Source organism: Arthrobacter psychrochitiniphilus (genome assembly GCF_003185915.1).
Lineage (GTDB): Bacteria > Actinomycetota > Actinomycetes > Actinomycetales > Micrococcaceae > Specibacter > Specibacter psychrochitiniphilus.
Genome location: NZ_QHLZ01000005.1, coordinates 86,495 through 109,893, shown reverse-complemented (window position 1 = coordinate 109,893; position 23,399 = coordinate 86,495). Strand labels below are relative to the sequence as shown.

19 protein-coding genes are annotated in these 23,399 nt (G+C 59.9%); 1 reads left to right on the top strand and 18 read right to left on the bottom strand.

Translation table 11 applies throughout. From position 1 onward, the window contains the following. Window position 1 precedes the first annotated feature (1 nt). From dnaE to CVS29_RS18455, 10 genes are all read right to left on the bottom strand, one after another. Window positions 2-3,568 (bottom strand): DNA polymerase III subunit alpha, encoded by a 3,567-nt coding sequence (dnaE, locus tag CVS29_RS09285; RefSeq protein ID WP_110106050.1) that lies wholly within the window; start codon window positions 3,566-3,568, stop codon window positions 2-4. Between the two features lie 144 nt (window positions 3,569-3,712). Next, window positions 3,713-4,636: an RluA family pseudouridine synthase gene (locus CVS29_RS09280; protein ID WP_110106049.1), complete on the bottom strand. Its 924-nt coding sequence runs from the start codon at window positions 4,634-4,636 to the stop codon at window positions 3,713-3,715. Further along, window positions 4,629-5,228, bottom strand: coding sequence for a signal peptidase II (lspA, locus tag CVS29_RS09275; RefSeq protein ID WP_110106048.1), 600 nt, complete (start codon window positions 5,226-5,228; stop codon window positions 4,629-4,631). The genes CVS29_RS09280 and lspA overlap by 8 nt, the downstream gene beginning before the upstream one ends. A 152-nt stretch (window positions 5,229-5,380) precedes the next feature. Beyond that, window positions 5,381-6,055, bottom strand: coding sequence for a DivIVA domain-containing protein (locus CVS29_RS09270; protein ID WP_110106047.1), 675 nt, complete (start codon window positions 6,053-6,055; stop codon window positions 5,381-5,383). A 148-nt stretch (window positions 6,056-6,203) separates the two neighbouring features. After that, entirely contained in the window at window positions 6,204-6,494 is a 291-nt protein-coding gene (locus CVS29_RS09265) for a YggT family protein (protein ID WP_110106230.1), read from the bottom strand. 183 nt (window positions 6,495-6,677) lie between these two features. Beyond that, window positions 6,678-7,205: a cell division protein SepF gene (locus tag CVS29_RS09260; RefSeq protein ID WP_110106046.1), complete on the bottom strand. Its 528-nt coding sequence runs from the start codon at window positions 7,203-7,205 to the stop codon at window positions 6,678-6,680. Between the two features lie 77 nt (window positions 7,206-7,282). Beyond that, complete coding sequence (locus CVS29_RS09255) at window positions 7,283-8,044, bottom strand: YggS family pyridoxal phosphate enzyme (RefSeq protein ID WP_110106045.1); 762 nt, start codon at window positions 8,042-8,044, stop codon at window positions 7,283-7,285. Window positions 8,045-8,083: 39 nt separating this feature from the next. After that, window positions 8,084-8,815 (bottom strand): purine nucleoside phosphorylase YfiH/LACC1 family protein, encoded by a 732-nt coding sequence (locus CVS29_RS09250; protein ID WP_110106044.1) that lies wholly within the window; start codon window positions 8,813-8,815, stop codon window positions 8,084-8,086. A gap of 78 nt (window positions 8,816-8,893) precedes the next feature. After that, a complete protein-coding gene (ftsZ, locus tag CVS29_RS09245; RefSeq protein ID WP_110106229.1) occupies window positions 8,894-10,063 on the bottom strand; it encodes a cell division protein FtsZ in 1,170 nt (389 codons plus the stop codon). 309 nt (window positions 10,064-10,372) lie between these two features. Beyond that, the gene (locus tag CVS29_RS18455; RefSeq protein WP_170120947.1) at window positions 10,373-11,095 is read right to left on the bottom strand and encodes a cell division protein FtsQ/DivIB; all 723 of its coding nucleotides are present in this window, start codon (window positions 11,093-11,095) and stop codon (window positions 10,373-10,375) included. Window positions 11,096-11,234: 139 nt separating this feature from the next. Between CVS29_RS18455 and CVS29_RS18450 the strand changes: the two genes are divergently transcribed. Further along, window positions 11,235-11,684: a hypothetical protein gene (locus CVS29_RS18450; protein ID WP_170120946.1), complete on the top strand. Its 450-nt coding sequence runs from the start codon at window positions 11,235-11,237 to the stop codon at window positions 11,682-11,684. On the opposite strand, the gene murC is transcribed toward CVS29_RS18450, so the two are convergent. The 8 genes from murC to CVS29_RS09200 are packed head-to-tail and all read right to left on the bottom strand — an operon-like array spanning window position 11,664 to window position 23,343. After that, on the bottom strand, window positions 11,664-13,100 hold the full coding sequence (gene murC, locus CVS29_RS09235; protein WP_245932142.1) for a UDP-N-acetylmuramate--L-alanine ligase: 1,437 nt from the start codon (window positions 13,098-13,100) through the stop codon (window positions 11,664-11,666). The genes CVS29_RS18450 and murC overlap by 21 nt on opposite strands. Window positions 13,101-13,106: 6 nt before the next feature. Further along, the gene (murG, locus tag CVS29_RS09230; RefSeq protein WP_110106042.1) at window positions 13,107-14,216 is read right to left on the bottom strand and encodes an undecaprenyldiphospho-muramoylpentapeptide beta-N-acetylglucosaminyltransferase; all 1,110 of its coding nucleotides are present in this window, start codon (window positions 14,214-14,216) and stop codon (window positions 13,107-13,109) included. Then, entirely contained in the window at window positions 14,213-15,553 is a 1,341-nt protein-coding gene (gene ftsW, locus CVS29_RS09225; RefSeq protein ID WP_110106041.1) for a putative lipid II flippase FtsW, read from the bottom strand. The genes murG and ftsW overlap by 4 nt, the downstream gene beginning before the upstream one ends. Beyond that, entirely contained in the window at window positions 15,553-17,109 is a 1,557-nt protein-coding gene (murD, locus tag CVS29_RS09220) for a UDP-N-acetylmuramoyl-L-alanine--D-glutamate ligase (protein ID WP_373366684.1), read from the bottom strand. Before murD ends, ftsW begins: the two co-directional genes overlap by 1 nt. Then, on the bottom strand, window positions 17,106-18,218 hold the full coding sequence (mraY, locus tag CVS29_RS09215) for a phospho-N-acetylmuramoyl-pentapeptide-transferase (RefSeq protein WP_110106039.1): 1,113 nt from the start codon (window positions 18,216-18,218) through the stop codon (window positions 17,106-17,108). Before mraY ends, murD begins: the two co-directional genes overlap by 4 nt. Further along, the gene (locus tag CVS29_RS09210; protein WP_110106038.1) at window positions 18,215-19,708 is read right to left on the bottom strand and encodes a UDP-N-acetylmuramoyl-tripeptide--D-alanyl-D-alanine ligase; all 1,494 of its coding nucleotides are present in this window, start codon (window positions 19,706-19,708) and stop codon (window positions 18,215-18,217) included. Before CVS29_RS09210 ends, mraY begins: the two co-directional genes overlap by 4 nt. Further along, window positions 19,701-21,473 carry a Mur ligase family protein gene (locus CVS29_RS09205; protein ID WP_110106037.1) on the bottom strand — a complete coding sequence of 591 codons (1,773 nt, stop codon included), beginning with the start codon at window positions 21,471-21,473 and terminating at the stop codon, window positions 19,701-19,703. The genes CVS29_RS09210 and CVS29_RS09205 overlap by 8 nt, the downstream gene beginning before the upstream one ends. A 22-nt stretch (window positions 21,474-21,495) precedes the next feature. Continuing rightward, window positions 21,496-23,343 carry a peptidoglycan D,D-transpeptidase FtsI family protein gene (locus CVS29_RS09200; RefSeq protein WP_308467736.1) on the bottom strand — a complete coding sequence of 616 codons (1,848 nt, stop codon included), beginning with the start codon at window positions 23,341-23,343 and terminating at the stop codon, window positions 21,496-21,498. Window positions 23,344-23,399: the final 56 nt, after the last annotated feature.

Sequence of the window (23,399 nt, the reverse complement as noted above, 5' to 3'; positions counted from 1 at the left end):
GTTAGCCTTCCAGACAGGTGGGGCCGAGCAGCACCTTCAGATCGCCAAAGAGCGAGGGCGTGGGGTTGACCCGATGATGCAAAGGCAGTTTCATGATCTTAACGGAACGGCTGCCAGCCAGGTGCATCTTTACTTCGGTGTTGCCACGATGATCGTTAAGCACTGATTTCAGTGCCTGGAGAACTTGTTCGTTGGCCTTGTGTTCGGGCATAGAGATCACGAGCGGCCCGGCCATGCCTTCGCTCAGGTCCGGGACGGTGAGCTCCATGGCGTTAAGGGTGATGGCGCCGTCGTCACGCTTTTGCAGCCTTCCCTTGACCACCACTATCAGGTCCTCAGCGAGAATGTTGGCGATGGGACCGTAGGTCTGGCCAAAGAACATCACCTCGAGCGAACCGCCCAGATCCTCAACCTCGCAGCGGGCATAGGGGTTGCCGCTGCTCTTGGCAATCCGGCGTTGTAAGTTGGTAATCATGCCCGAAATGGTGATGATGTGCCCGTCCTGTGGCCCGTCATCGCCGAGCAACGCCGTGATGGACATGTCAGCGTTCTGGCTCAGGACGCCTTCCAAACCGCGCAGCGGGTGGTCCGAGACGTACAAGCCCAGCATGTCGCGTTCGAAGGCGAGCTTGTCCTTCTTCTCCCATTCGGGCAGGTCCGGGATTTCGGTGGTGAGCGCTGATTCCGGCTCCTCCTCGCCACCAAGTCCGGCAAAGAGGTCAAACTGGCCCACGGCCTCGTTCCGTTTGATGCTGATCACGGAGTCAACGGCTTCTTCATGGATCATGGCCAATGCCCGGCGGGCGTGCCCCAGCGTGTCAAAGGCGCCAGCCTTGATCAGGGATTCAATGGTGCGCTTGTTGCACACCACGGCGGGGACTTTCATCAAAAAGTCGGAGAAGTTCTCAAAGTTGCCGCGTTCACGCCGGGACTCCACCAAGCCGTTGACTACGTTGGCGCCCACGTTGCGAATGGCGCCCATACCGAAGCGAATGTCCGTCCCGATCGGGGTGAAGTTCAAGGCGGATTCGTTGACATCAGGGGCAAGAACGGTAATGCCCATGTGGCGGCATTCGTTGAGGTACAGCGCCAGTTTGTCCTTGTCATCACCCACGCTGGTCAGCAGGGCCGCCATATATTCGGCCGGGTGGTGTGCCTTCAGGTACGCGGTCCAGTAACTGATGACGCCGTAGGCGGCCGAGTGGGCCTTGTTGAAGGCGTAGTCGGAGAAGGGCAGCAGGATCGCCCACAGTGTTTGGACGGCGGCGTCAGAGTACCCGTTGTCCAACATGCCCTGATGGAAGCCCGCATACTGCTTATCCAGTTCGGACTTCTTCTTCTTACCCATGGCCCGGCGCAGAATGTCGGCCCGGCCCAGTGAGTAGCCGGCCAGCTTCTGCGCAATCGACATGACCTGCTCCTGGTACACGATCAGCCCATACGTCCCGCCGAGGATGTCCGCGAGGGGTTCCTCCAATTCAGGATGGATGGGCGTGATCGGCTGCAGACCGTTTTTACGCAGAGCGTAGTTGGTGTGTGAGTCGGCACCCATAGGACCTGGCCGGTACAGGGCTAGAACAGCGGAGATGTCTTCAAAGTTATCCGGGCGCATGAGCTTGAGAAGCCCGCGCATGGGACCGCCGTCGAGCTGGAAAACACCCAGCGTGTCACCGCGCGCCATGAGCTCATAGGAGGGTGCGTCGTCGAGCTCCAACCCTTCAAGGTCAAGGTCAAAGCCCTTGTTGGCCTTGATGTTCTCCAGCGCGTCCGTGATGATCGTGAGGTTGCGCAGCCCCAAGAAGTCCATCTTGATCAGTCCCAGACCTTCAGCGGTCGGGTAGTCAAACTGGGTGATGATCTGCCCATCCTGGATGCGGCGCATGATCGGGATGACATCGATGATGGGATCAGAGCTCATGATCACACCGGCCGCGTGCACGCCCCACTGGCGCTTGAGCCCCTCAAGGCCCTTGGAGAGCTCGAAGACCTTTGCAGCTTCCGGGTCAGTGTTGATCAGGTTGCGGAAATCCTGGGCTTCCCCGTACCGCTTGGCCTCCGGGTTTTCAATATCATTGAGCAGAATATCTTTGGCCATGACGGCCGGAGGCAACGCCTTCGTGAGCATTTCACCCATGCTGAAGGGGTGGCCCAGCACGCGGGAGGAGTCCTTGAGCGCCTGCTTGGTCTTGATGGAGCCGTACGTGACAATCATGGCCACACGCTCATCGCCATACTTCTCGGTCACGTACTTGATGACCTCATGGCGGCGCCGATCATCGAAGTCCACGTCGAAGTCAGGCATGGAGACACGCTCAGGGTTGAGGAAGCGCTCAAAGATCAGACCATGGCGCAACGGGTCAAGGTCGGTAATGCGCATGGCGTAGGCCACCATGGAACCGGCACCGGAACCACGGCCCGGACCCACCCGGATCCCTTGGGCCTTGGACCAGTTGATGAAGTCGGCCACTACCAGGAAGTACCCCGGGAAGCCCATGCGGATGATGACGTCGAGTTCGTAGTCCGCCTGCTTGCGCACGTCATCGGGAATACCAGACGGGTAGCGGTACCGCAGGCCCTCATCCACCTCCTTCACCAGCCAGGAGGTCTCATCCTCACCCGGTGGGCAAGGGAATTTGGGCATGTAGTTGGCGTTGGTGTTGAAGGAGACGTCGCAGCGTTCAGCGATCAGCAGCGTGTTATCGCACGCCTCCGGCAATTCGGAAAAGAGCGAGCGCATTTCCGCCGCGGACTTCAGGTAGTAGCCGCTGCCGCTGAAGGCAAAGCGCTTGCCGCCCTGATCATAGGTGGGCTCGGTCAGTGTGGAGGCGGATTGGAGAGCCAACAGGGCCTCGTGCGCCTTGGCGTCATGCTCATGCGTGTAGTGCAGATCGTTGGTAGCGACCAGCGGAATTTTCAGTTCCCTGGCCAGGCGCAGCAGGTCCTTGGTGACCCTGCGCTCAATGTCCAGCCCATGGTCCATGAGCTCGCAGAAATAGTTTTCCGCACCGAAGATGTCCTGGAATTCGGAGGCGGCGGCCTTGGCCTCGTTGTACTGACCCAGCCGCAGACGCGTCTGAACCTCACCGGAGGGGCAGCCAGTGGTGGCGATCAATCCGGGGTGATACTCATTGAGCAGTTCCCGGTCCAGACGCGGGTATTTGCCCATGGGTGAATCGAGGGAACCCAAGGAGGAGGCCCGGAACAAGTTGCGCATGCCCTGGTTGTTGTAGCTGAGCAGCGTCATGTGGGTGTAGAAACCACCGCCGGAGACGTCATCCTTCTTTTGTGACTCCTCGGTGCGCCACTTCACCCTGGATTTGTCGGTACGGGCCGTGCCCGGGGTGACGTAAGCTTCCACCCCGATGATGGGCTTGATGCCGGCATCGGTGGCCTTGCGCCAGAAGTCAAAGGCACCGAACAAATAACCGTGGTCGGTGGTGGCCAAGGCCGGCATTTCAAGCCGCTTGGCCTCGTCAAACAATTCGGTCAGGCGGGCGGCACCGTCCAACATGGAATATTCGGTGTGCGTATGGAGATGGACAAAACTGTCAGTCGATGAGCTAGCCACCAGATCATTCTACGTGGCCAAGTCAACCGCCAGCCCCCAGAAACGCTCGCTCACTTTTGGGGCATTAATGCAAATCGCTCCCTCACTAAATGAGGGAGCGATCTGTGAAAGGGAGCCAAAAGTAACCGAGCGTTGGAGGTGGGGCTAGTGTTCGCCGCGCAGGTGATCCAGTGCGTAGTTCAGATCCTGCGGGTAGGCGCTGGTGACACTGACCCACTCCCCCGATGTCGGGTGCGTGAAACCGAGCTTGTGGGCGTGCAGCCATTGACGGGTCAGGCCCAGTTCGGCCGCCAACTTCGGATCCGCCCCGTAAGTGAGATCTCCGGCACAGGGGTGGCGCAGGGCAGAGAAATGGACACGAATTTGGTGGGTGCGTCCGGTCTCCAGATGCACCTCCACGAGGGAAGCCTTGCCGAACGCTTCGAGCACCTCATAGTGAGTGATGGAGGGGCGCCCGTCTTCAATGACCGCGAAGCGCCAGTCATGGCCCGGATGGCGGCCAATGGGGGCGTCAATGGTGCCCTGCAAAGGATCAGGCAGTCCCTGCACCACAGCGTGGTAGACCTTCTCAACGGTCCGTTCACGGAACGCCTGCTTTAGCACGGTGTAGGCGTGCTCGGTTTTGGCAACCACCATGGCTCCCGAGGTGCCCACATCCAGTCGGTGCACAATGCCCACCCGCTCTTGGGCGCCGGAGGTGGAGATGCGGTAACCGGCGGCAGCCAGCCCCCCCACTACTGTGGGACCTACCCAGCCCGGGGAAGGGTGTGCTGCCACACCCACAGGCTTGTCAACTACCACAAAGTCAACGTCATCTAGCAGGATCTTTAATCCTTCGACGGGCTCAATGCGAACCTCCAGCGGATCACGCCGCTGCGGAATGGTCACCTGGATGCTGGCCCCGGCACTAAACTTCTCGCTCTTGCCCATGGAAGCACCGTTTTGTAAGACATTGCCCTCCGTACACAGCAGTGCAGCAGCGGATCGGGAGATGCCCAGCAAAGTGGCCAGCCCGGCGTCGGCTCTGATCCCGGCAACAGCCTCTGGAACCACGAATGTTTCAGTCATTATCTTCCTCCCCTTCATGCCCTGCAACTTCTGCGGACTTCGTTTTTGTGACATTGGACGCCGTGGCTTTAGCGACAGCTCTACTGCCATCTAGCGAGATACCCAGCAGAGTGAGCAGGCAGATCACAATGACGCCGCCCACAACAGCCATATCCGCCATATTGAAAATGGCGAAGTTGGGGAAGGAAATAAAGTCCACCACGTGCCCCATGCCAAACGACGGCGGACGGAACAGCCTGTCGGTCAGGTTACCTAGGGCGCCACCCAGGACCAGACCCAAGCCAATGGCCCACCAAAGCGAACGGATGCGCCGGGCAAAGACAATGATGGCAACGGAAACAGCCGCCATGATGATGGTGAATACCCAGGTGAAATTCTCGCCGATGGAGAACGCCGCACCAGAATTCAGGATGTGGTACCACTGCAAAACACCAGGGATAACGGGGGTTTTCTCACCCAATTCCATGGTGGAACTGACCCACCATTTAGTTAATTGGTCACAAATATAGGCAAAGGCCGCCACGCCGAGCCAGAGCCACCAGAAGTGGCGGCGGGGCTTGGCAGCGGGCGCTGGCAAAGAGTTCTCGCTCATAACGCTTTCAGTTGATTGGGCAATGGGATTCCTTCCATCATAGGCGCCAACTCATCCACGCCCTGTGACGGGTGGCACCGTTGTTGGAACTTAAGAAACTAAAAGCCGGTGGAACAAGTTTCCTTGCACCACCGGCTTCTAGTTATCTGGAATTAGGACTCCAGGCTGCTCTCGGTGAAATCCGGGGCTGCCACTGAGCCGCGGGCGTCCAAGTCGCGCAGCTGGCCTTCGATGTAGCTCTTCAGGCGTGAGCGGTAATCGCGCTCGAAGCCGCGAAGCTGCTCTACCTTGCGCTCCAGCACTGAACGCTGCTGTTCCAGGGCGCCGAGCGTCTTACGGCTCTTCTCCTGGGCATCGTTCACCAGTGTGCTGGCTTCAATCTGGGCCTCAGCAATGATCTTGTCACGCTGCTCAACACCCGCGCTGACATATTCATCGTGCAGGCGCTCGGCCAACGCAAGGACACCGCTGGCGGACTGTGCTGCGGAAACCGGTGCTGTAGGAGCCGGAGCCGGGACAACCTTTTCTTCCACAACGGGTTCCGGAGCTGCGGGGGCCTGAACTACCTCAGGCTCAACAACTGCGGGCTCGGGTTCAACCTTCGCGGGCTCCTTGGCCAGTAGCGGTGCTACCGGGGCAGGGGCCGTTGCGGGGTTGGAACCACCCTGCTCGAGCTGCTTGCGCAACTCGTCGTTTTCCTGATGGAGTCGGCGAAGCTCAACGACGATCTCGTCAAGAAAATCGTCGACTTCGTCCTGGTCATAGCCTTCACGAAACTTTGTCGGCTGGAACCGCTTGTTGACAACGTCTTCTGGCGTAAGCGCCATCTAGTCACCTCATTGGTCTTATGTGAGTCAGACACCGGCCGAAACCTTCCCCGGACTACGGTACCGAATACAAATCTGGAGATCTGAACTTGGGTTCTATCGCTTTTTACAATATAGCCTTTTGTCGCTGAAAACTAACGACGCGGCTCTAACTGACAAAACTTTTTGTCACACTCATGCCAATACCCACGGCAACGAGCAATAAAAGGAAGCCAATATCCAGCGCAACGGAGCCAATCCGAAGCGGTGGAATCATGGCCCGGAGTTTACGCAGCGGCGGATCGGTGAGTCTGTACACGAGCGAGGCTCCAACGAGAGCTGCGCCCTTGGGACGCCAGTCACGGGCGAATACTTGTATCCAGTCGAACACCATGCGCAGCAGCAGCGTCAGGAAATAGAGCAGCAGGAGCAGGTAGAGGAGAGCAAAAACAATTGTCACGCGTGTGCACACAATCCCTAGGAGGAGAAAAAACTTGAACCTTGCAGCCAGACTCATCGGTGCGCTTCCGGAACGTCCCGGACGCAGGTAACTCTGATGTCTTCAGCTTAACGAACTGCCCGGACACTTTGTGCCCGGGCAGTCAAAATATCTTGGTTAAGACAAGTCGTCTAAGACAAGGTGTTAGCTCTGATTGAAGAAACTGGCCTGGGTGTCCGAGATCTTCTTGTCATCGCCGAGCACCTCAATATATGACGGTGAGAGCAAGAAGACCTTGTTGGTGACCCGCTCAATTGAGCCGCGCAGTCCGAAGACTAGCCCTGCAGAGAAGTCCACCAGGCGCTTGGCATCAGCTTCACCCATGTCGGTGACATTCATGATGACGGGAATGCCGTCCCGGAAACTTTCCCCAATGATCTTTGCATCATTGTAGGAACGAGGATGGACTGTGGTGATCTGGCGCAAACTTTCAGCCTCTTCCCGGGTTGATGCGGCACGCTTGATGGGGGTCACCGGTGCGCGGTATTCTTCGTCGCCGGCCTTGGGTGCGGCAGGTTCCGCTGCTGGTGCCGGGGCCGGGGCAGCAGCTCGTTCGAATACCTCTACGGCGGCGTCTTCCTTGGGCAACGCCGGAGCGTACTCAGCGTCGTAGTGCTCGTCCCCGTCGGCGAGCCCAAGAAAGATCATTGTCTTGCGCATAGCGCTAGCCATGGTTGCTCCTCATTAATGTGCCAAGCTAGAAACTCGTTGGTCAACAGCTGTACTGCGTTCCTGTTGTCTTCAAAACGCTACCGCACCAGCGGGCGCGGTCCGAGGATATCCGAACCGACACGCAGGTGTGTCGCCCCGGCGAGCAGTGCTGCCTCAAGATCGTGGCTCATACCAGAAGAAATGCTGGTGGCTTCAGGATGTTCGGATACCAGCTTGGCTGAGAGCTCGCCCAGCAACGAGAACCCAGGTTCTGGCGCCACGCCCAGAGGCGCTACCGCCATGAGCCCTGCCAGTCGCAGTCCAGAGGCTTGGGCTATCTGGGCTGCCAGTTGAGCAATTGACGACGGCGTTGCCCCTCCCCTGCCGCTGTGCGAGGCTCCGTCCGGCTGCGGTGCCAGCGCTAGATCCGGGTAGGCGCCGGAGAGATCAACCTGAATGAAGCACTCGAGCGCCTCACGCCCTGTTGCGTCCTGCTGGCGAACCATGGCATTACCCAGTGCCGTGACGAGGGACCCTCGATCTATTGACTGCACCGAATGGGCGTAGGCTGCCACTGATTTAGCCTTGTTCTTTTGCAGTTGTCCAATGAAGTGCCAGCGCAGCTGATGAGCATCGATTGCCCCCACCTCCGTGGCTTTGGCGGCTGCCTCTTGGTCACGATTTTCACCAACATCACACACGCCTAGGCTGCGCAGTCGCAGCACATCCGCGGCTGGATGGAATTTTGTGACAACAATCAACGTGGGTGCGGTGGACCCTTGTTGGGCGGCATGGATGCGTTCCTTGACCTGCGCCAATCGCTCAGCGAGCTCACGGGTGCGGGGGTCTTGCGAATTCATGGCGTTGTTTACTTTCCTGGCGCAAAGGCAGCTGGTGGGCTACCGGGCGGATACGGCGAACGCGATGAATCGGCCCTCTGCCGATCCATCTCGGATAGCACGCCGGTGGGAGTGGAATGCGTGGTTTTCAAGGGTGCATTCCCCGCTGGGATGGGCGGTGACGTGATTGCTGCGAAGTTGCGCCAGCACCGCTGCCGGCAAGTCCAGGGAAGGCGTTCCCCAGGAGGTGGTGGCAAAAGATTCTGGTTCCTTCACAGCAACACTCTGGCGCATCTGGTCAGGGACTTCATAGCAGTACCCGCAAATACTGGGGCCTAGCCACGCCTCGATGGCGTCTGCACCGGCGGCTCGCATGGCCGAGACCACAGCCCCGATGACATCTCGCTCCACCCCGGGCCGGCCGGCATGTGCCACGGCCAGCAGCACACCGCCATCGAGGGTTTCCCCCACGAGAACCACAGGGACGCAGTCGGCCACCATGACCGCCACCCCGGCTCCTGCAGTTCCCCAGGTGACCATGGCATCGGCCGTGGGAGCAGATTTCCCTGCTGCAGCCCCCGCAGAGAGCATGGCTACCGCGTTTCCATGAACTTGGTTCATGTACGCCAGGGCCACGTCCGTTCCGACGGCCTCGGACAGTGCCGCATTCAAGGCCGCCCGGCGGCGGGCTACGGCCCCTCCATCATCCCCAACATGAAAGGCCAGGTTGCCTGTTTCCGTCCCGGTGAAGCCGACCCAAATTCCGGGGCGCACTTCTTGGTGGGAAAACATTGGACCAACCTGACCATTCATGACTTATTGTGATTGAAAAATGCGTGCCGGCAGCGGTTGCTGCCGGCGGGACGTCCCCTATTTCAGGAAGTCGGGAACATCCAGTTCGTCGGCGCGGTGACCGGTGAGATCTGGCTCCACAATAGCGGGCAGCTCCACATCAAAGCCCCCGTCGGCGGGGACATGTGCTGCGGACTGCTGGCCCCACTGGTTGAGGTTTGTGACACTTGCACCACTGGGCACGGCAGCGGGTACGGGCGGGACTGCGGCGGCAACCGGCTCAGCAACTTCAGGTGCGGCGTCCGGGGCGTCAAAACCCGCGGCAATAACCGTTACCCGCACCTCATCGCCCAATGCGTCATCAATGACAGCACCGAAGATGATATTGGCTTCGGGGTGGGCCACTTCCTGGACAAGGCGGGCGGCCTCATTGATCTCGAAGAGGCCAAGGTCAGATCCACCCTGGACGGAGAGCAGAACACCGTGGGCGCCATCAATGGAGGCTTCCAGAAGCGGGGAGGCGATGGCAAGCTCGGCGGCCTTGACAGCACGGTCCTCACCGCGGGCAGAACCGATGCCCATAAGCGCTGAACCGGCACCTTGCATGACTGATTTAACGTCCGCAAAGTCAAGGTTGATCAGGCCGGGGGTGGTGATCAGGTCAGTGATGCCTTGAACACCGGACAGCAACACCTGGTCCGCGGAACGGAAGGCATCCATGACGGAGACATTCCTGTCACTGATGGACAGCAGACGGTCATTGGGGATCACAATGAGCGTATCTACCTCGTCGCGCAGCGCTTCAATGCCGCTGTCGGCACTTGAGGCGCGGCGGCGGCCCTCAAAGGTGAACGGACGCGTGACCACACCGATGGTCAAGGCGCCAAGAGAGCGGGCAATGCGGGCCACCACGGGGGCACCGCCAGTGCCTGTTCCGCCACCTTCACCGGCCGTAACAAAGACCATGTCAGCCCCACGCAGGACTTCTTCAATTTCTTCTTGGTGGTCCTCTGCCGCTTGGCGACCAACGTCGGGGTTGGCGCCGGCGCCAAGTCCGCGCGTCAGCTCCCGGCCAACGTCAAGCTTGACGTCGGCGTCGCTCATCAGCAACGCCTGGGCGTCGGTGTTGATGGCGATGAATTCAACGCCGCGCAGACCCACGTCAATCATGCGGTTAACTGCATTTACGCCGCCGCCGCCGATGCCGACGACTTTGATGACTGCCAAGTAATTCTGGGGTGCTGCCACGTTACGTGTCCCTTGTTCGTATGTTGCTTCGAAGATCAAAAAAGCTTGCTTTGCTACCGAGAATCCAAAGTGCCTGCCAGCTGCCAGCATCAATCCTGGGAGCAACCTTGAAGCAATGCCTGAACCCTTGGTAGCTTAACCTTCAAGTTGAAGGTTATAGTTATGTCAACTAACTCTTGTCAGTGACGCTATGGTGCATCTGCGCCGCATGCAATTACCGCCGCCGCGTGTCGCCCGAATCCGCAAAAAAAACGTCAAAAATCCTTCTTTAAGAATGTTCTCACAGAACAAGGCGCCTCTGTCCTGCCCTCACCTGGTCACCGGGTGACGTGGGGCACTGACGTCAAATACCTGCGCAGGCACCGGTAATGGCTTGCCCTCCTGGGCCGTGGGTGGCGGAGCGTTCAGCAACGCCTCCAACACCTGCGCCTTCAGGTCCATGTCATTGGCGTTACCCCAGATGACGCTTCGCCCATCAGTGAGCCGCAATTCCACGGCCTCCGGAGACTTGGCTGTGGCATTGGCAAGCTGAGTCAGAATGGATTTGGGCAAGGTCGCCAAAACAGCCGTCATGGCCGCGAAAGTAGCTTTGCCAATGACTGCCTTCCCGCCATCGATCAGGGGCAGCGCCGCAGTTGTAGAGTCCATGGTTGTGCCCAGCTCAACACCGTCCTGGTCCACCAGAGAAAACGATTTGCCGTTCTTTAGCAGCGCCACAGGTACGCGCTCCACCACATGGACCACAAGCGTGGAGGGTGGCCTGGCCTCAATCCTTGAGCTCTTGACCTGAACCACTGGTTCTAGCAGCGCCTGAACATCAGCTTCCGTGACTTGTGGCAACGGCCGGGACATGACGGGCAGCAGGGCCAGTTGCAACGTGTGTTCGCTAACTAACTTGTTGCCGTCAAAGACAACGGTTTTCACACCCAAGACCGGCGAGTACAAGGCGATACCCATCACGAGGGCAAGGACAGCCACCACGCCCGCAGCAGAAATCAGGAAAGTCCGACGCCGTCGCTTATGTTCAGGCATCGGAAACGCCAGCACCTGCGCCACGCCATCATCTTCAGAGCCGGCACTAGCAAGCGCAGTGGGGTGTTTCGCCGCAGCCTTACTTGAAACTGACTTATCAGAACCCACCCTCTTAGAAACAGGCTCACTGGAAACAGGCTTGCTCGCTTCGGGCAGTGCCGAGCCCTTCCCCGCCGGCTCCTTTCCCGAACGTGATTCCGGCGCCGCCGGAATCTTTGCACCCGCCACCTTGGCGTCCGGAGTCTTTGAAGCAGGTTTGAGGCTGGCTTTCAGACGCGGCACCCACATGAACGGCTTGGCTTTCTCACTGGGCACCGGAACCATGGCCACCTTCTCGCTCGTGCCCCGTACCGTGCCAGCGGAATGTACCGTGCCAGCGGAATTTGCCGTGCCAGCGGACTCTAGGCTGCCGGCGGATTTTGCCGTGGCAGCGGAATCACTTGTGCCCACAGGAACTTCCATGCTGTTGGAAAGGCTCTCCCTCTGCTTGCCTGCAGGCGGTGAGGCAGGCGGTGAGGCAGGAGGTGAGGCTGGGGTGCGGGTGCGGATAACCCGCGGTTTGCGCGGCTCAGCCATGGACGTCCCCTGAGGTCAATGCCGCCACCAGCACAGGGCCAAATTCCGTCACGTCTCCGGCACCTACCGTCAAGATGATGTCACCGGCAACGGCTCCAGCGCACAACCGGGCCACGGCCGCCAGAGGATCCGGAGCGTAACCGAAGGGCTTGTTCAGCTCCCTCGTGATTAGCTCACTGGTGACTCCGGGGACGGGATCTTCCCGGGCAGCATAAATGTCAAGAACAGCCACGGTATCCGCCAGGTCAAGTGCCTTGGCGAACTCGGTGGCGAACTCGGTAGTGCGGGAAAATAGGTGCGGCTGGAATAAGACATGCACCTTGTGTGCGCCGGCAACTGTTCGGGCAGCGCGCAGCGCCGCAGTGACCTCGGTGGGATGGTGCGCATAGTCATCAAAGACGCACACGCCACGTCCCTCTCCCTTGGCTTCGAAGCGGCGGGCAGCTCCGCTGAATGTGCCAAGTGCCTCAACGGCACGCTGTGCATCTACGCCGAGGGCAAGCGCCACGGCCACAGCCGCAGCAGCATTGCTGAGGTTGTGGTTACCAGGGACTTGCAGGCGCAACTCGAGGGTGCGTTCTGACCCCTCCAGGTTTTGCAGGAGCACGGATGCTGTGGTGAGCAGCCCGTGGTGATGGCCTGGGAGCAGCCTGACGTTGGCATCATCTGCAAAACCATAGGTGATGGTGCGTGTTCCGGTGGCAGCGGACTGGGCAGCCAAGGCCGCAGATCCGGCGTCGTCAGCGCACGCCACCAGCACTCCCCCGGCCGGGAGGAGTTGGGCGAACTGGTCAAAAGCGGCGAACACGGCCTGGGCCGTGCCGTAGTGGTCAAGATGATCCGCTTCGAGGTTGGTGACAACGGCAATCTGCGGCCGGTAGTTCAAGAAGGACGCATCCGATTCATCAGCCTCAGCCACGAACACTCCCGCGCTGCCATGGCCGGCATTGACGCCCAAGCCCTGCACTGTCCCGCCCACCGCGAAGGAGGCGTCAACACCTGCCCCGCGCAGCATGATGGTAATCATGGAGGTGGTGGTGGTTTTCCCGTGCGTGCCGGCAACAGCCACAACAATATCCTCGGCCATGGCTGCGGCGAGTGCCTGGGAGCGGTGCAGGATGCGCAGACCTGCTGCGCGTGCAGCAGACAGTTCAGGGTTGCTTTCACGGATTGCTGAGGAGACCACCACTGTGTCAGCCTCATCCACATTGGCGCCGGATTGGCCCACATAGACTCTGGCACCGAGGGCGGCCAGTTCCGCTAGCCCGGGCGATTCTTTGGCGTCTGATCCACTGACGGGTAGTCCCTGGCTCAGCATGATCCGGGCGATCGCCGACATTCCAGCGCCTCCCATGCCAATGAAGTGAACCCGTCCCAGCTCGGCGAGTGTGGGTGGAATATACATGGGGGTACTTTTCTTTTCGCTCATGATTCTTTACTTCCCACTCGCGGCGAACACCATGGCGGCCATGCTTTCGGCGGCGTCACGGATGCCCAGCTCAGAGGCGTTGGCGGCCATGCGTGCCAGCCGCGGCGCGTCAAGGCACAGCGGTATCAATTCCGCAGATACCCACGCGGCATCCACGTCCCCGTCGGGCACCAGAAGCGCCGCGCCGGCCGCCACGAGCCCGGCCGCGTTGCGGGCCTGTTCACCGTTTCCTATGGGCAAGGGCACAAACACTGCGGGAAGCCCGACGGCGGCCACCTCCGAGACGGTTCCGGCACCTGAGCGGCACAACAGCAAATCTGCTGCCGCATAGACATCTTCCATGGAATCCACGTATTCCACCTGTTGGTAGCCCGGCGCAGCGAGGGCAGCCCCGTCATCGCCGAGAACAGTCTTGCCCTTGCCCGTGATGTGCAATGTCTGAATGCCTGCATCGGCCAGCGCCTGCAAGGATGCAGCAATGGCCTGGTTCAAGCGCAGGGCTCCGAGTGAGCCCCCCGTGACAATCAGTGTGGGCTTGCCCACCGCCAGACCCAGCCGGGAGGTGGCCGCAGCTTGCCCTGCATGACGGGTCAAGCTGGCAATTTCCTTGCGCATGGGCATGCCCACCAGGTGGGCGTGCCGGATGGCGGTCTCGGCAAACGCCGTCCCCACATGTGTGGTGTAGCGGGCGCCCACCTTGTTGGCCAAACCGGCCTTCGTATTGGCCTCATGGATCACGATCGGGACACCCAGCGACTTGGCAGCCAAATACATGGGGGTACAGACATAACCACCCACACCTACCAGAACATCGGCCTGGGCATCATTGAGGATTGTTTTGGCGTCTCTGATGGCCCGGAGCATGCGTCCGGGCAATTTTACAAGATCCATGGACGGCTTCCGTGGCAGCGGAATTCGCTCCACGAACGTCAGCTCAAAACCGGCGGCCGGAACAAGCGTGGTTTCCAGCCCTTCCTTGGTGCCGACGGCAAGAATCGCGGTTTCCGGAGCCTTCGCCCGGATCGCAGCCGCAATAGCCAACAACGGGCTCACATGGCCGGCCGAGCCTCCCCCGGCAAGGACCACTGAGAGTGCGGTGGTGTGGTTCTCTGTCATGAAGTCTTCAAACTGCTTTCTGGCTCAGTGCGGGAAAAGGACAGGACCACGCCCACGCCTGCCAGGACCATGATCAGCGCCGTGCCACCATAAGAAATCAACGGCAACGGCACACCAAACACGGGCAGCAGGCCCACCACAACGCCAATGTTGACGATCGCTTGGCCAATAATCCACGTCAAAATCATGCCGCAGACTATTCGTGAGAAGGGATCGTTACGTGAGTTAATGACTCGGAAAATAGAAAATGCCAGGACAGCATAGAGGCCCACAATGAGAATGCTGCCCAGTAAGCCAAACTCCTCTCCAATGATGGCGAAGATAAAGTCGTTGTGCGCTTCGGGAATCCAATTCCACTTTTGCCGGCTCTGACCCAGCCCAACACCAAACCAGCCACCAGAGGCTAAGGCGTAGGCGCCGTTGAGGTATTGGTCGCAAGCACCTGGGGCGCTGCAGTCGCCCAACCAGCTGGCAAACCGTCCGGTTCGGTTATCACTGGTGAGGTTTGAGATCACAACAACAATGGCTGCGGCACCCATCGCCAGGGCAAGGAATCTCTTGGGTACGCCAGCAAACCACAGTCCGGCAATCACCATCATCCCCACGATCACGGCGGTTCCCAGGTCATGACCCAAGAGGATCAGCAAGATGATCGCGCCAGCCCCAATAGCCGCGGGCACCAGCACATGCACCAGCTTGCGCAAGAGACGTCCCTTGGCCGCCAACACGGCTCCCATCCAGATTGCCAGCGCCAGCTTTGCTGCTTCCGACGGCTGGAACTGCAAGCCGGCAATGCTGAGCCAGTTCAGGTTGCCCTGTACGTTCACACCCAAGGGTGTGAAAACTAAGATGAGCAACAGCACTGCCAAGCCGAGGAGGAAAGGGGCAAACTTTTTCCACCTGTTCCTCGGCACACAGGACAACAAGAACATCAGGACCAGGCCCACCACAGCAAAGCCCGATTCCTTAATGAAGAGATCGTAAGGGTCCTGTCCCTTGGAGATGGTTTCTGCTGTCGACGCCGAGAGTACCGTCATGCGCCCAATCATGGTCAACGCGATGGCGGTACCGATGATCCAGTAGTAGCTGGCGGTGGGCTTACCCACTTTGCTATTGAACCAGTTACGGTAGCGAGCCAGGGGCTTGCGAACAGGCCCGCCGCCCTTTGCTCCGGCACCGCTTTTTACTGCGGACCCAAGCGATGCTTTACCTCTGGCTGGACTCCCTTTTTCCGCCACGGAAACTTTGGCCGCGTCCTGTGCGGACACCGCACCGTCAATGGCCATGGCGGGCATGCTTTTGGCGGAACTGCGTGGCTGTGCGGGCGTTTTGGCCACTATGACTCCTTGTTGGCGCTTGCCCGCGATTCCAGCAATTCCCGCACAGAGCCAATGAAGGCGTTGCCGCGGTGGGCGTAAGAGGTGAATTGATCCATGGAGGCCGACGCCGGCGCCATGAGGACCGTGTCTCCCTCACTGGCCAGCGAGGCGGCAACGGCTACAGCCTCCGACATGACGGCGTCTCCCGGAAGAGCGGATCCGCTGGAACGGCGCCCGCCGGGTGCCTGGGTGGCAATAACCGCAACATCTGGCGCATATTTGGCAAGTGACGCTGCCAGCGCCGAACTGTCAGTGCCAATCAGCACCACTGCCTTGAGCCGCGCCGCGTGGTTGCGCACCAAGTCGTCATAGTCGACCCCTTTGGAGAGGCCGCCGGCAATCCAGATGACTGGTTTGAAGGCAGCCAGCGAAGCGGAGGCAGCATGCGGATTGGTGGCCTTGGAATCATTGACCCACAGGACGCCTTCCGACATGGCCACGGATTGGATGCGATGGTCCCCATTGTGGTAGTTGATCAGCCCCTTGCGCACATCCTGGGGAGTGAGTCCGCAGGCCCGCACCAGTGCGGCAGCGGCAGCAGCGTTGGCCATAAGGTGGCGCGGAACTAAATCACCAATGTCGCTGGCCTTGGCCAGTTCAGCGGCGGAGTCCTTGCGTTCTGCAATGAAGGCCCTGTCCACGAGCAGGCCTTCTACCACCCCGACCATGCCGATCGACGGGATACCGGTAGTAAAGCCCACTGCCCGGCAGCCCTCTTGCACATCAGCTTCCTGAACCATCCGCTCGGTCTCGATCTGCTCGGCGTTGTAGATGCAAGCGATCTCGGTATTGGCGTAGATCTTTGCCTTCTCGGCTGCATAGGCTGCGAAACTGCCATGCCAGTCAACATGGTCCTCGGCAAGATTCAGGCAAACGCTGGCGGTTGGAGCCAGCGATTGTGTCCAGTGCAATTGGAAGGAGGAGAGCTCCACTGCCAAAAAATCCCAACCCTCAAGATCACGGACGGCATCAAGGATGGGTGTGCCAATGTTTCCTGCGGCTATGGCGCGCAGGCCAGCAGCCTGGAGCATTGATTCCACCATGGTGGTGGTGGTGGTTTTTCCGTTGGTGCCGGTGATGGTGATCCAGCGGGCAGTCTTTCGCCCAGCCTTCTCCCGCACACGCCACGCCAGTTCCACATCTCCCCAAATGGGGATCCCCTCCGCCGCAGCAGCGGCGAGCAAGGGGTGCGTAGGCTTGTAGCCGGGGCTCGTTACAACGAGCTCGGCCTGTTCGCCCTTGACCAGTGGCAACACTATGGAGGAGGCTTCACCGAGAATCACCTCGGCAACGCCCACAATCTTGAGAGTGTCCGCGTTGGCCACGGCCTCTTCATCATCTGAGGCGGCCACCACCACCACGTGGGCTCCGAGTTCGGCGAGGGTATCTGCCACGGAAAAGCCTGTTTTGCTGATGCCCGTGACAACCACGCGCAGGCCGGACCAATCGGCGTCCCAACTGGTCAGTGATTCGAATCGGTTCAGCGATTCAGATTGGTTTTGCAGTTCGCTCACAGTCGAACAATCCATTCAGCATAAAAAGCTCCCAGTCCTACAGCTACCATCAGTCCTGCCAGAATCCAGAACCGCACAACAACTGTCACCTCACGCCAGCCCTTGAGCTCGAAGTGATGTTGCAGCGGTGCCATGAGGAAGACGCGTTTGCCCTTGGATAGCTTGAAGAAGCCCACCTGGATAATGACGGAACAGGAGATAAGCACGAACAGTCCACCAATGATGGGCAGGAGCAACTCGGTGCGGGAGAGGATGGCGAACCCGGCGATGGCGCCACCAATGGCGAGCGAACCCGTGTCACCCATGAAGATCTTCGCCGGGGAAGTGTTCCACCAGAGGAAGCCGATCAGAGCCGCAAACATGATGGCGGCAATCAATGACAGGTCCAGTGGGTCACGGACTTGGTAGCAGACTGTTTCGGAGGGCACCTTACGGGAACCGCAGCCCTGGCTGCTCTGCCACATACCCATGAGGGTGTAAGCACCGAACACCAGAATCGCCGCACCCGTTGCCAGCCCATCCAGGCCGTCCGTCAGGTTTACGCCGTTCGTGGCTGCCGTGATGATCAAGTTGGACCAGATCACAAACAGCACCACGCCCAATCCTGCCCCGGCAAAGGCCAGGTTCAATGAGGGGATGTCACGGGCAAAAGAAATGAAGGTGCTGGCCGGGGTGAGGCCTTCGCTATCCGGAAACCCCAGCGCCATGATTGCGAACGAAATGCCTACAACAGCTTGGCCAATGAGTTTGCCGGCGGGGTTCAGCCCGGTGTTGTGCTGCTTGGTGATTTTCAGGAAGTCATCGAGAAAACCCACCACGCCCATGCCCACCATAAGGTAGATCATGAGCAGGCCGGAGGCGCTCGGTCCGGGCAAGTTTGGGTTGATCAGCCACACGATCAAGTGGGTGATGAAGTAGGAGGCGACAACCGAACCGATGACAACGGTACCGCCCATGGTGGGAGTTCCACGTTTGATCTGGTGGCTGGTGGGCCCGTCTTCCCGGATGATCTGTCCGTAGCCCTGTTTGACCAGGAATCGTATGAACAGGGGGGTGCCGATCATGGCAAAGGCAAGAGCCAAGCCAGCTCCGATGAGCAGTGCAATCATGGCTGGGCAGTCCTTTCGCCTGAAGTAGTCTCACTCGTTGATGTGGGGCTGTTCCCCGTGGGTAATGCTATCCGATCACCCAGAAACCGCAGTCCGGCGCCATTGGAAGACTTGAATAAAACAACGTCTCCTGGCGCCAGCTCGGCTTCCAGGACGGCTGCCGCGGCTGCTGCGTCAGGGAAAAACATGGATTCATTGCCCCACGATCCTTCCATGACGGCACCAACGTGCATGGCCCGCGCACCTTGCCCCACCACCAAAAGGCGAGAAATATTCAGCCGCACGGCAACACGGCCCACAGCATCGTGTTCCAGGACCGAAGCATCGCCTAGTTCCAGCATCTCGCCCAGCACGGCCCAGGTGCGCCGGGCCCCGCTGCCGCCCAGCTCCGCAAGGGTACGCAGGGCTGCCCGCATGGATTCAGGGTTCGCATTGTAGGCATCGTTGATCACTGTCACACCGTCGCTGCGATCTGTACGTTCCATCCGGTACCGGCTGGCCGCACGCTGCTCATTGAGCGAGCCAACAATATCTTTTGGTGCTGCCCCCACGGCAAAAGCTGCGGCTGCCGCGGCAAGTAAGTTGCTCACATGGTGCAGACCCAACAACTTACTCGAAACGTGCAGTGGCTCTGGGTGGCCAGGAAAGCTCAACTCAAATTCCGGCTGGCCCTGCGCGTTGGTGTGCACATTGCGGGCCTGGACCATCTCGGCAGTGCTGTTTGCATCCGCACTGCTGAAGAAGCTCACGGGCGCCACCGAACGGGAGGCCATGGCCCGGACCCGGCCGTCGTCGTAGTTCAGCAAAGCACGACCTGAGGGCGCCAGTGCTTCAACGAGTTCGCCCTTGGCTTGGGCGATGTTATCGATGGAGCCGAACTCGCCGGCGTGCGCGCTGCCCACACCCAAGACCACGCCCAAGTCTGGGCGCACCATGGCGCCGAGATACTTGATGTGGCCCATCTTGGTGGCACCCATTTCAATGATTAGAAAGCGGGTCTCGGCCACGGCCCGGAAGACCGTCAGAGGAACCCCTACCTCACCGTTGTAGGATCCCTCAGGGGCCACGGTGGCTCCCAGCGGTGACAAAATGCCCTGGAGCAGGTCCTTGGTGGTGGTTTTACCCGCCGAGCCGGTGATACCAATGACCGTCAGTGGTGAGTGGCTGCGAATCAGGCCTACCACATGTGCCGCCAGGGCACCCATGGCGAGCACGGCGTCGGCGACAATAACAGCAGGGAACACGGTTCCGGAATCGTCTTGCACTTCCCGCTCAGCCAGGGCAAGGACCGCGCCGGCAGCAAAAGCTGCGCCGAGGAAGTGGTGGCCATCGGCGCTCTCTCCGGCCTTGGCAACATACATGCTGCCCGCCACGGCATCACGGGAGTCGGTAACAATGGCGGCTATGTCAATGCGTGCGTCAGGGTCGGCGCCCTGGGTCAGGACGCCCTGGGTGAGCTCGGCGATTTGGGCTGCAGTAATTTCAATCATCAGTTGGGGACTCTATCTTGCTTGCTCCGGTAAGTGGGAATCCGCGGGACGCCAGCGCCTTCCGCAATTCAACCCTGTCATCGAGGGCAATATTGACCCCTTTAACCTCTTGATACACCTCGTGACCACGTCCAGCAACGAGGATGACATCCTGTGCCCTGGCCAGTTCAACGGCGCGGAGAATCGCTGTGGCACGCTGATCACATTCTTCAATGACGCGTCCCAGTGCGCCGTCTCGATCAGCTTCCCGGGCACCAGCGAGCACCCCGGCACGGATGGCGGCCGGATCTTCATCGTGGGGATCATCGTCAGTGATAATCACCACGTCCGCCCCCTGCGCCACCACGGCGCCCATGATGGGGCGTTTGCTGGCGTCACGCTCCCCCGTGGCACCAAAGACGGCGATGAGGCGGCCATCAGGGGCGCTGGGGCGGACCGCGTCCAGCGCGCGGGCCAGCGCGTCCGGGTTATGTGCGAAGTCCACCACGGCAACGGGCGCTGTGCCAATCAACTGCATCCGGCCGGGGACCTCCACCGTAAACGGGTCGAATCGATCCAGGGCCTCCTGCAGCCGGGTCAGTACCGTCAGCATCTGTATGCCAGGCCCGACACCGGAACCCGGGCCTGAGGTGGTCCCGGCGCCTGAGGCTGAGTCTGTGCTGGAGCCTGTGCCTGTGCCTGTGCCTGTGCCGAGCAGATGCGTGGTCACCATGAGCAGAGCCAAGGCCGCGTTGGAGACGTTGAAGCCCCCGGGAAGGCCCGTGTGGACGTTCAGGACAGCCCCGGCGGGACCGTTAAGCGTAAAGCGTGAGCCCACGCCCTCGCGCTGCACCTCACGCACCTGCCACTGGGCACTGCCAGTAGCTGCCAGCGGATCAGTGGACAAGGTCACGGCGGGGACACTGGCGCCTTCGGCCATGCGCCGGCCCCAGTCATCATCGACGGTGATGACGGCGTGGCGGGCATGCGCGGGGGTGAACAGGGCGGCCTTCGTGTCAAAGTAACCCTCCATGCCACCATGGAGATCAAGGTGATCCTGGGTGAGGTTGGTGAAACCGGCAACATCAAACACCACACCGTCCACCCGGCCAAAAGCCAGTGCGTGCGATGAAACTTCCATGGACGCCGCACTCAGGTCCTTCTCCGCCATGAGTGCCAGCAGCGCGTGGACATCAGTGGATTCCGGAGTGGTCAGCTTGCTGGGGATGGCCTCCTCACCGGCCAGAATTTCAATGGTTCCAATAAGACCGGTGCTATGCCCCAAGGCCCGCAACAATGAGTTCAGGAAATAAGTTGTGGTTGTTTTCCCGTTGGTGCCCGTCAGCCCGAATAGTTCCAGGCGGTGACCGGAATCTCCCGTACCGGTGGTGCCGTACACCCGCGCGGCCACAGGCCCGGCCACGGCACGTACGTCAGATAGCGCAAGTACGGGCACGGGCACCGAATCCCCCAGAAGGCTGCGCCCGGATTCGTCCGTCATGATGGCTAGTGCACCTGCGGCAACAGCTGCATTGGCAAAGGTGGCTCCGTGACTGCGGGAACCGGGCAGCGCCAGATACAAATCGCCCGGGTGGATAGTCCTCGAGTCCAGGCTCACACCAGTGATCCGCAGGTCCCCCTGGGCGGCGAGGGCGGGGCCCAGGGCGGCGCCCGCCACCTCGGCTAGTTCCGCCAAAGTGGCGCCGCTGTGGTGGCTGGGGCGCGATGGCCCGCCGGGATTGTTCACAGGCACGTGCACAAAGTCCTTTTCTTTTTCACGATCCATAGCGGAAGGTGCTGATCCGTCATTACTTATAGAACTTGGGGAGCTTGACGGGCGGGGTTGTGGATGGCGGGACATCGTTGCTGCGAAGCACCTGCCCCATTACTTGATTAAACGTATACCCCTGAGTGATTCCATAGACGTTGCCTTGCGGGCGTTGGACCGTTATACCCACCACATAGCGGGGATCGTCCATGGGAGCCATGCCGTAAAAGGAGGTGGTGTAGCCGTCAAAACCAACGCCATTATCGGCAGGGGCCTCGGCAGTTCCTGTCTTACCGCCAGTGCGGTACCCGGGAATGCCAACGACCTTGTAGTCGGTCATGGTCACCACACCTTCAAGCATGTCGCGGGCGTCTTGGGCCGTCTTCGGGCTGATGACCTTCACGCCCGGTGCCTGGGGCAGGGTCTCCACCGTGCCATCAGCGTGGGTGAAGGAGTCGATGATGGCTGGCTTGAGCCGGACACCGTTATTGGCGATGGTCTGAAAAACCATGGTGGTTTGCAGCGGGGTTTGCGCAACACCCTGACCAAACAGCACCGTGTATTGCTGACGGCCGTCCCAGTTCTTCCAATCCGCCAAGATGCCCGGGCTCTCACCAGGCAGTGGAATCCCTGTCTTCTCACCCACACCGAACTTACGCATGTAGTCATAGCGCTGCTGTAGTGAGAGCCGGGACCCTGCCATGACGGTACCTGTGTTCATCGAATCGGTAATGATGCCCGAAAGGGTGCGCTTCTCGGTCCCGTGTGTGAAGGAATCGGAGAAATTCTGTCCGTCAATGCTCAGAGTTGGCGGGACCAGGAACTCACTCATGGGAGTGGCGAGCCCCTCTTCCACGAGTGCCGAAGCAGTCATGATCTTGCTGGTTGAACCAGGCTCAACAGCAGAGCTGACTGTGCGAGAACCAATGTTGCTGGGGTCTGAGGCACCCACATTGTTGGGGTCGTAGGAGTCACTGTCGGCAATAGCAATCATCTTGCCGGTCTTGACTTCCGTCACGGTGATGCTGACCCACTGAGCGTTGTACTGTTCCTTCTGCTGCTGGGCTGCCTGCTGCGCGTAAAACTGGATGTCCTGGTCAATGGTGAGCTTGACGCTCTCCCCGTCAACGGCAGGCACGGTGCGGACCGGAGCAGTGGGAATGATGATGCCGTTCTTGCCCGCCTGGTAGGTGCGTGTGCCGTCGGTTCCGGTCAGCTTGTCATTCATGGTCTGCTCAATGCCGGCCAAGGCTTTGCCTTCCCCGTCAAGGAAACCTACGATCGGCCCGCCAACGGCGCCCATGGGGTAAACACGCTTGGTCACGGCCTCGGAGTAAATACCGGGAATACGCAGATCACCGATTTTCTTCTCGATCAACGGGCTCACGTCCATGGCCACATAGTTGTGGACACGATCTCCTGTCACCGCTTTTTTGATTTCTTCAAACGGCAGGCCCAGTACCTCGGCTAGTTGCTCGATCCCCTCGTCAGTGGTGTAGTTGACGATCTTCCATTTGCCTGTGGCCGGGTCAACAATCGCTTCACCAGTCTTGGGGTCCAGCACCAGATGGTCGTAGTCCGGGAATTCGTTGAAGTTAACCTGCGAAACTGTAATGTTATAGCGAATGATGCTCTCGGCGAGGACCTTGCCCTTGGAGTCAATGATTTTTCCCCGGACAGCCGGAAGGGTTTGCTCCACGGTGCGCTGGTTCTCAGCCGCCTCCGCCATCTTTGACGTATCAAAGCCTTGGACCATAACGAGCCGGCCGGCGATGACGAGCAAAATTGCCATCATGGCTATGAAACCCCAGCGGACACGTACCCTGCCGAGCTTATTAAGTTCCTGTGCAGTTGCACTACGTGCGTCCGGACCTGAGTTTTGTGCCACCGCTTGAATTCCTTGCGTTCCTGACTTCGCGAAATGCTGAAGCGCTCAGTCCATCG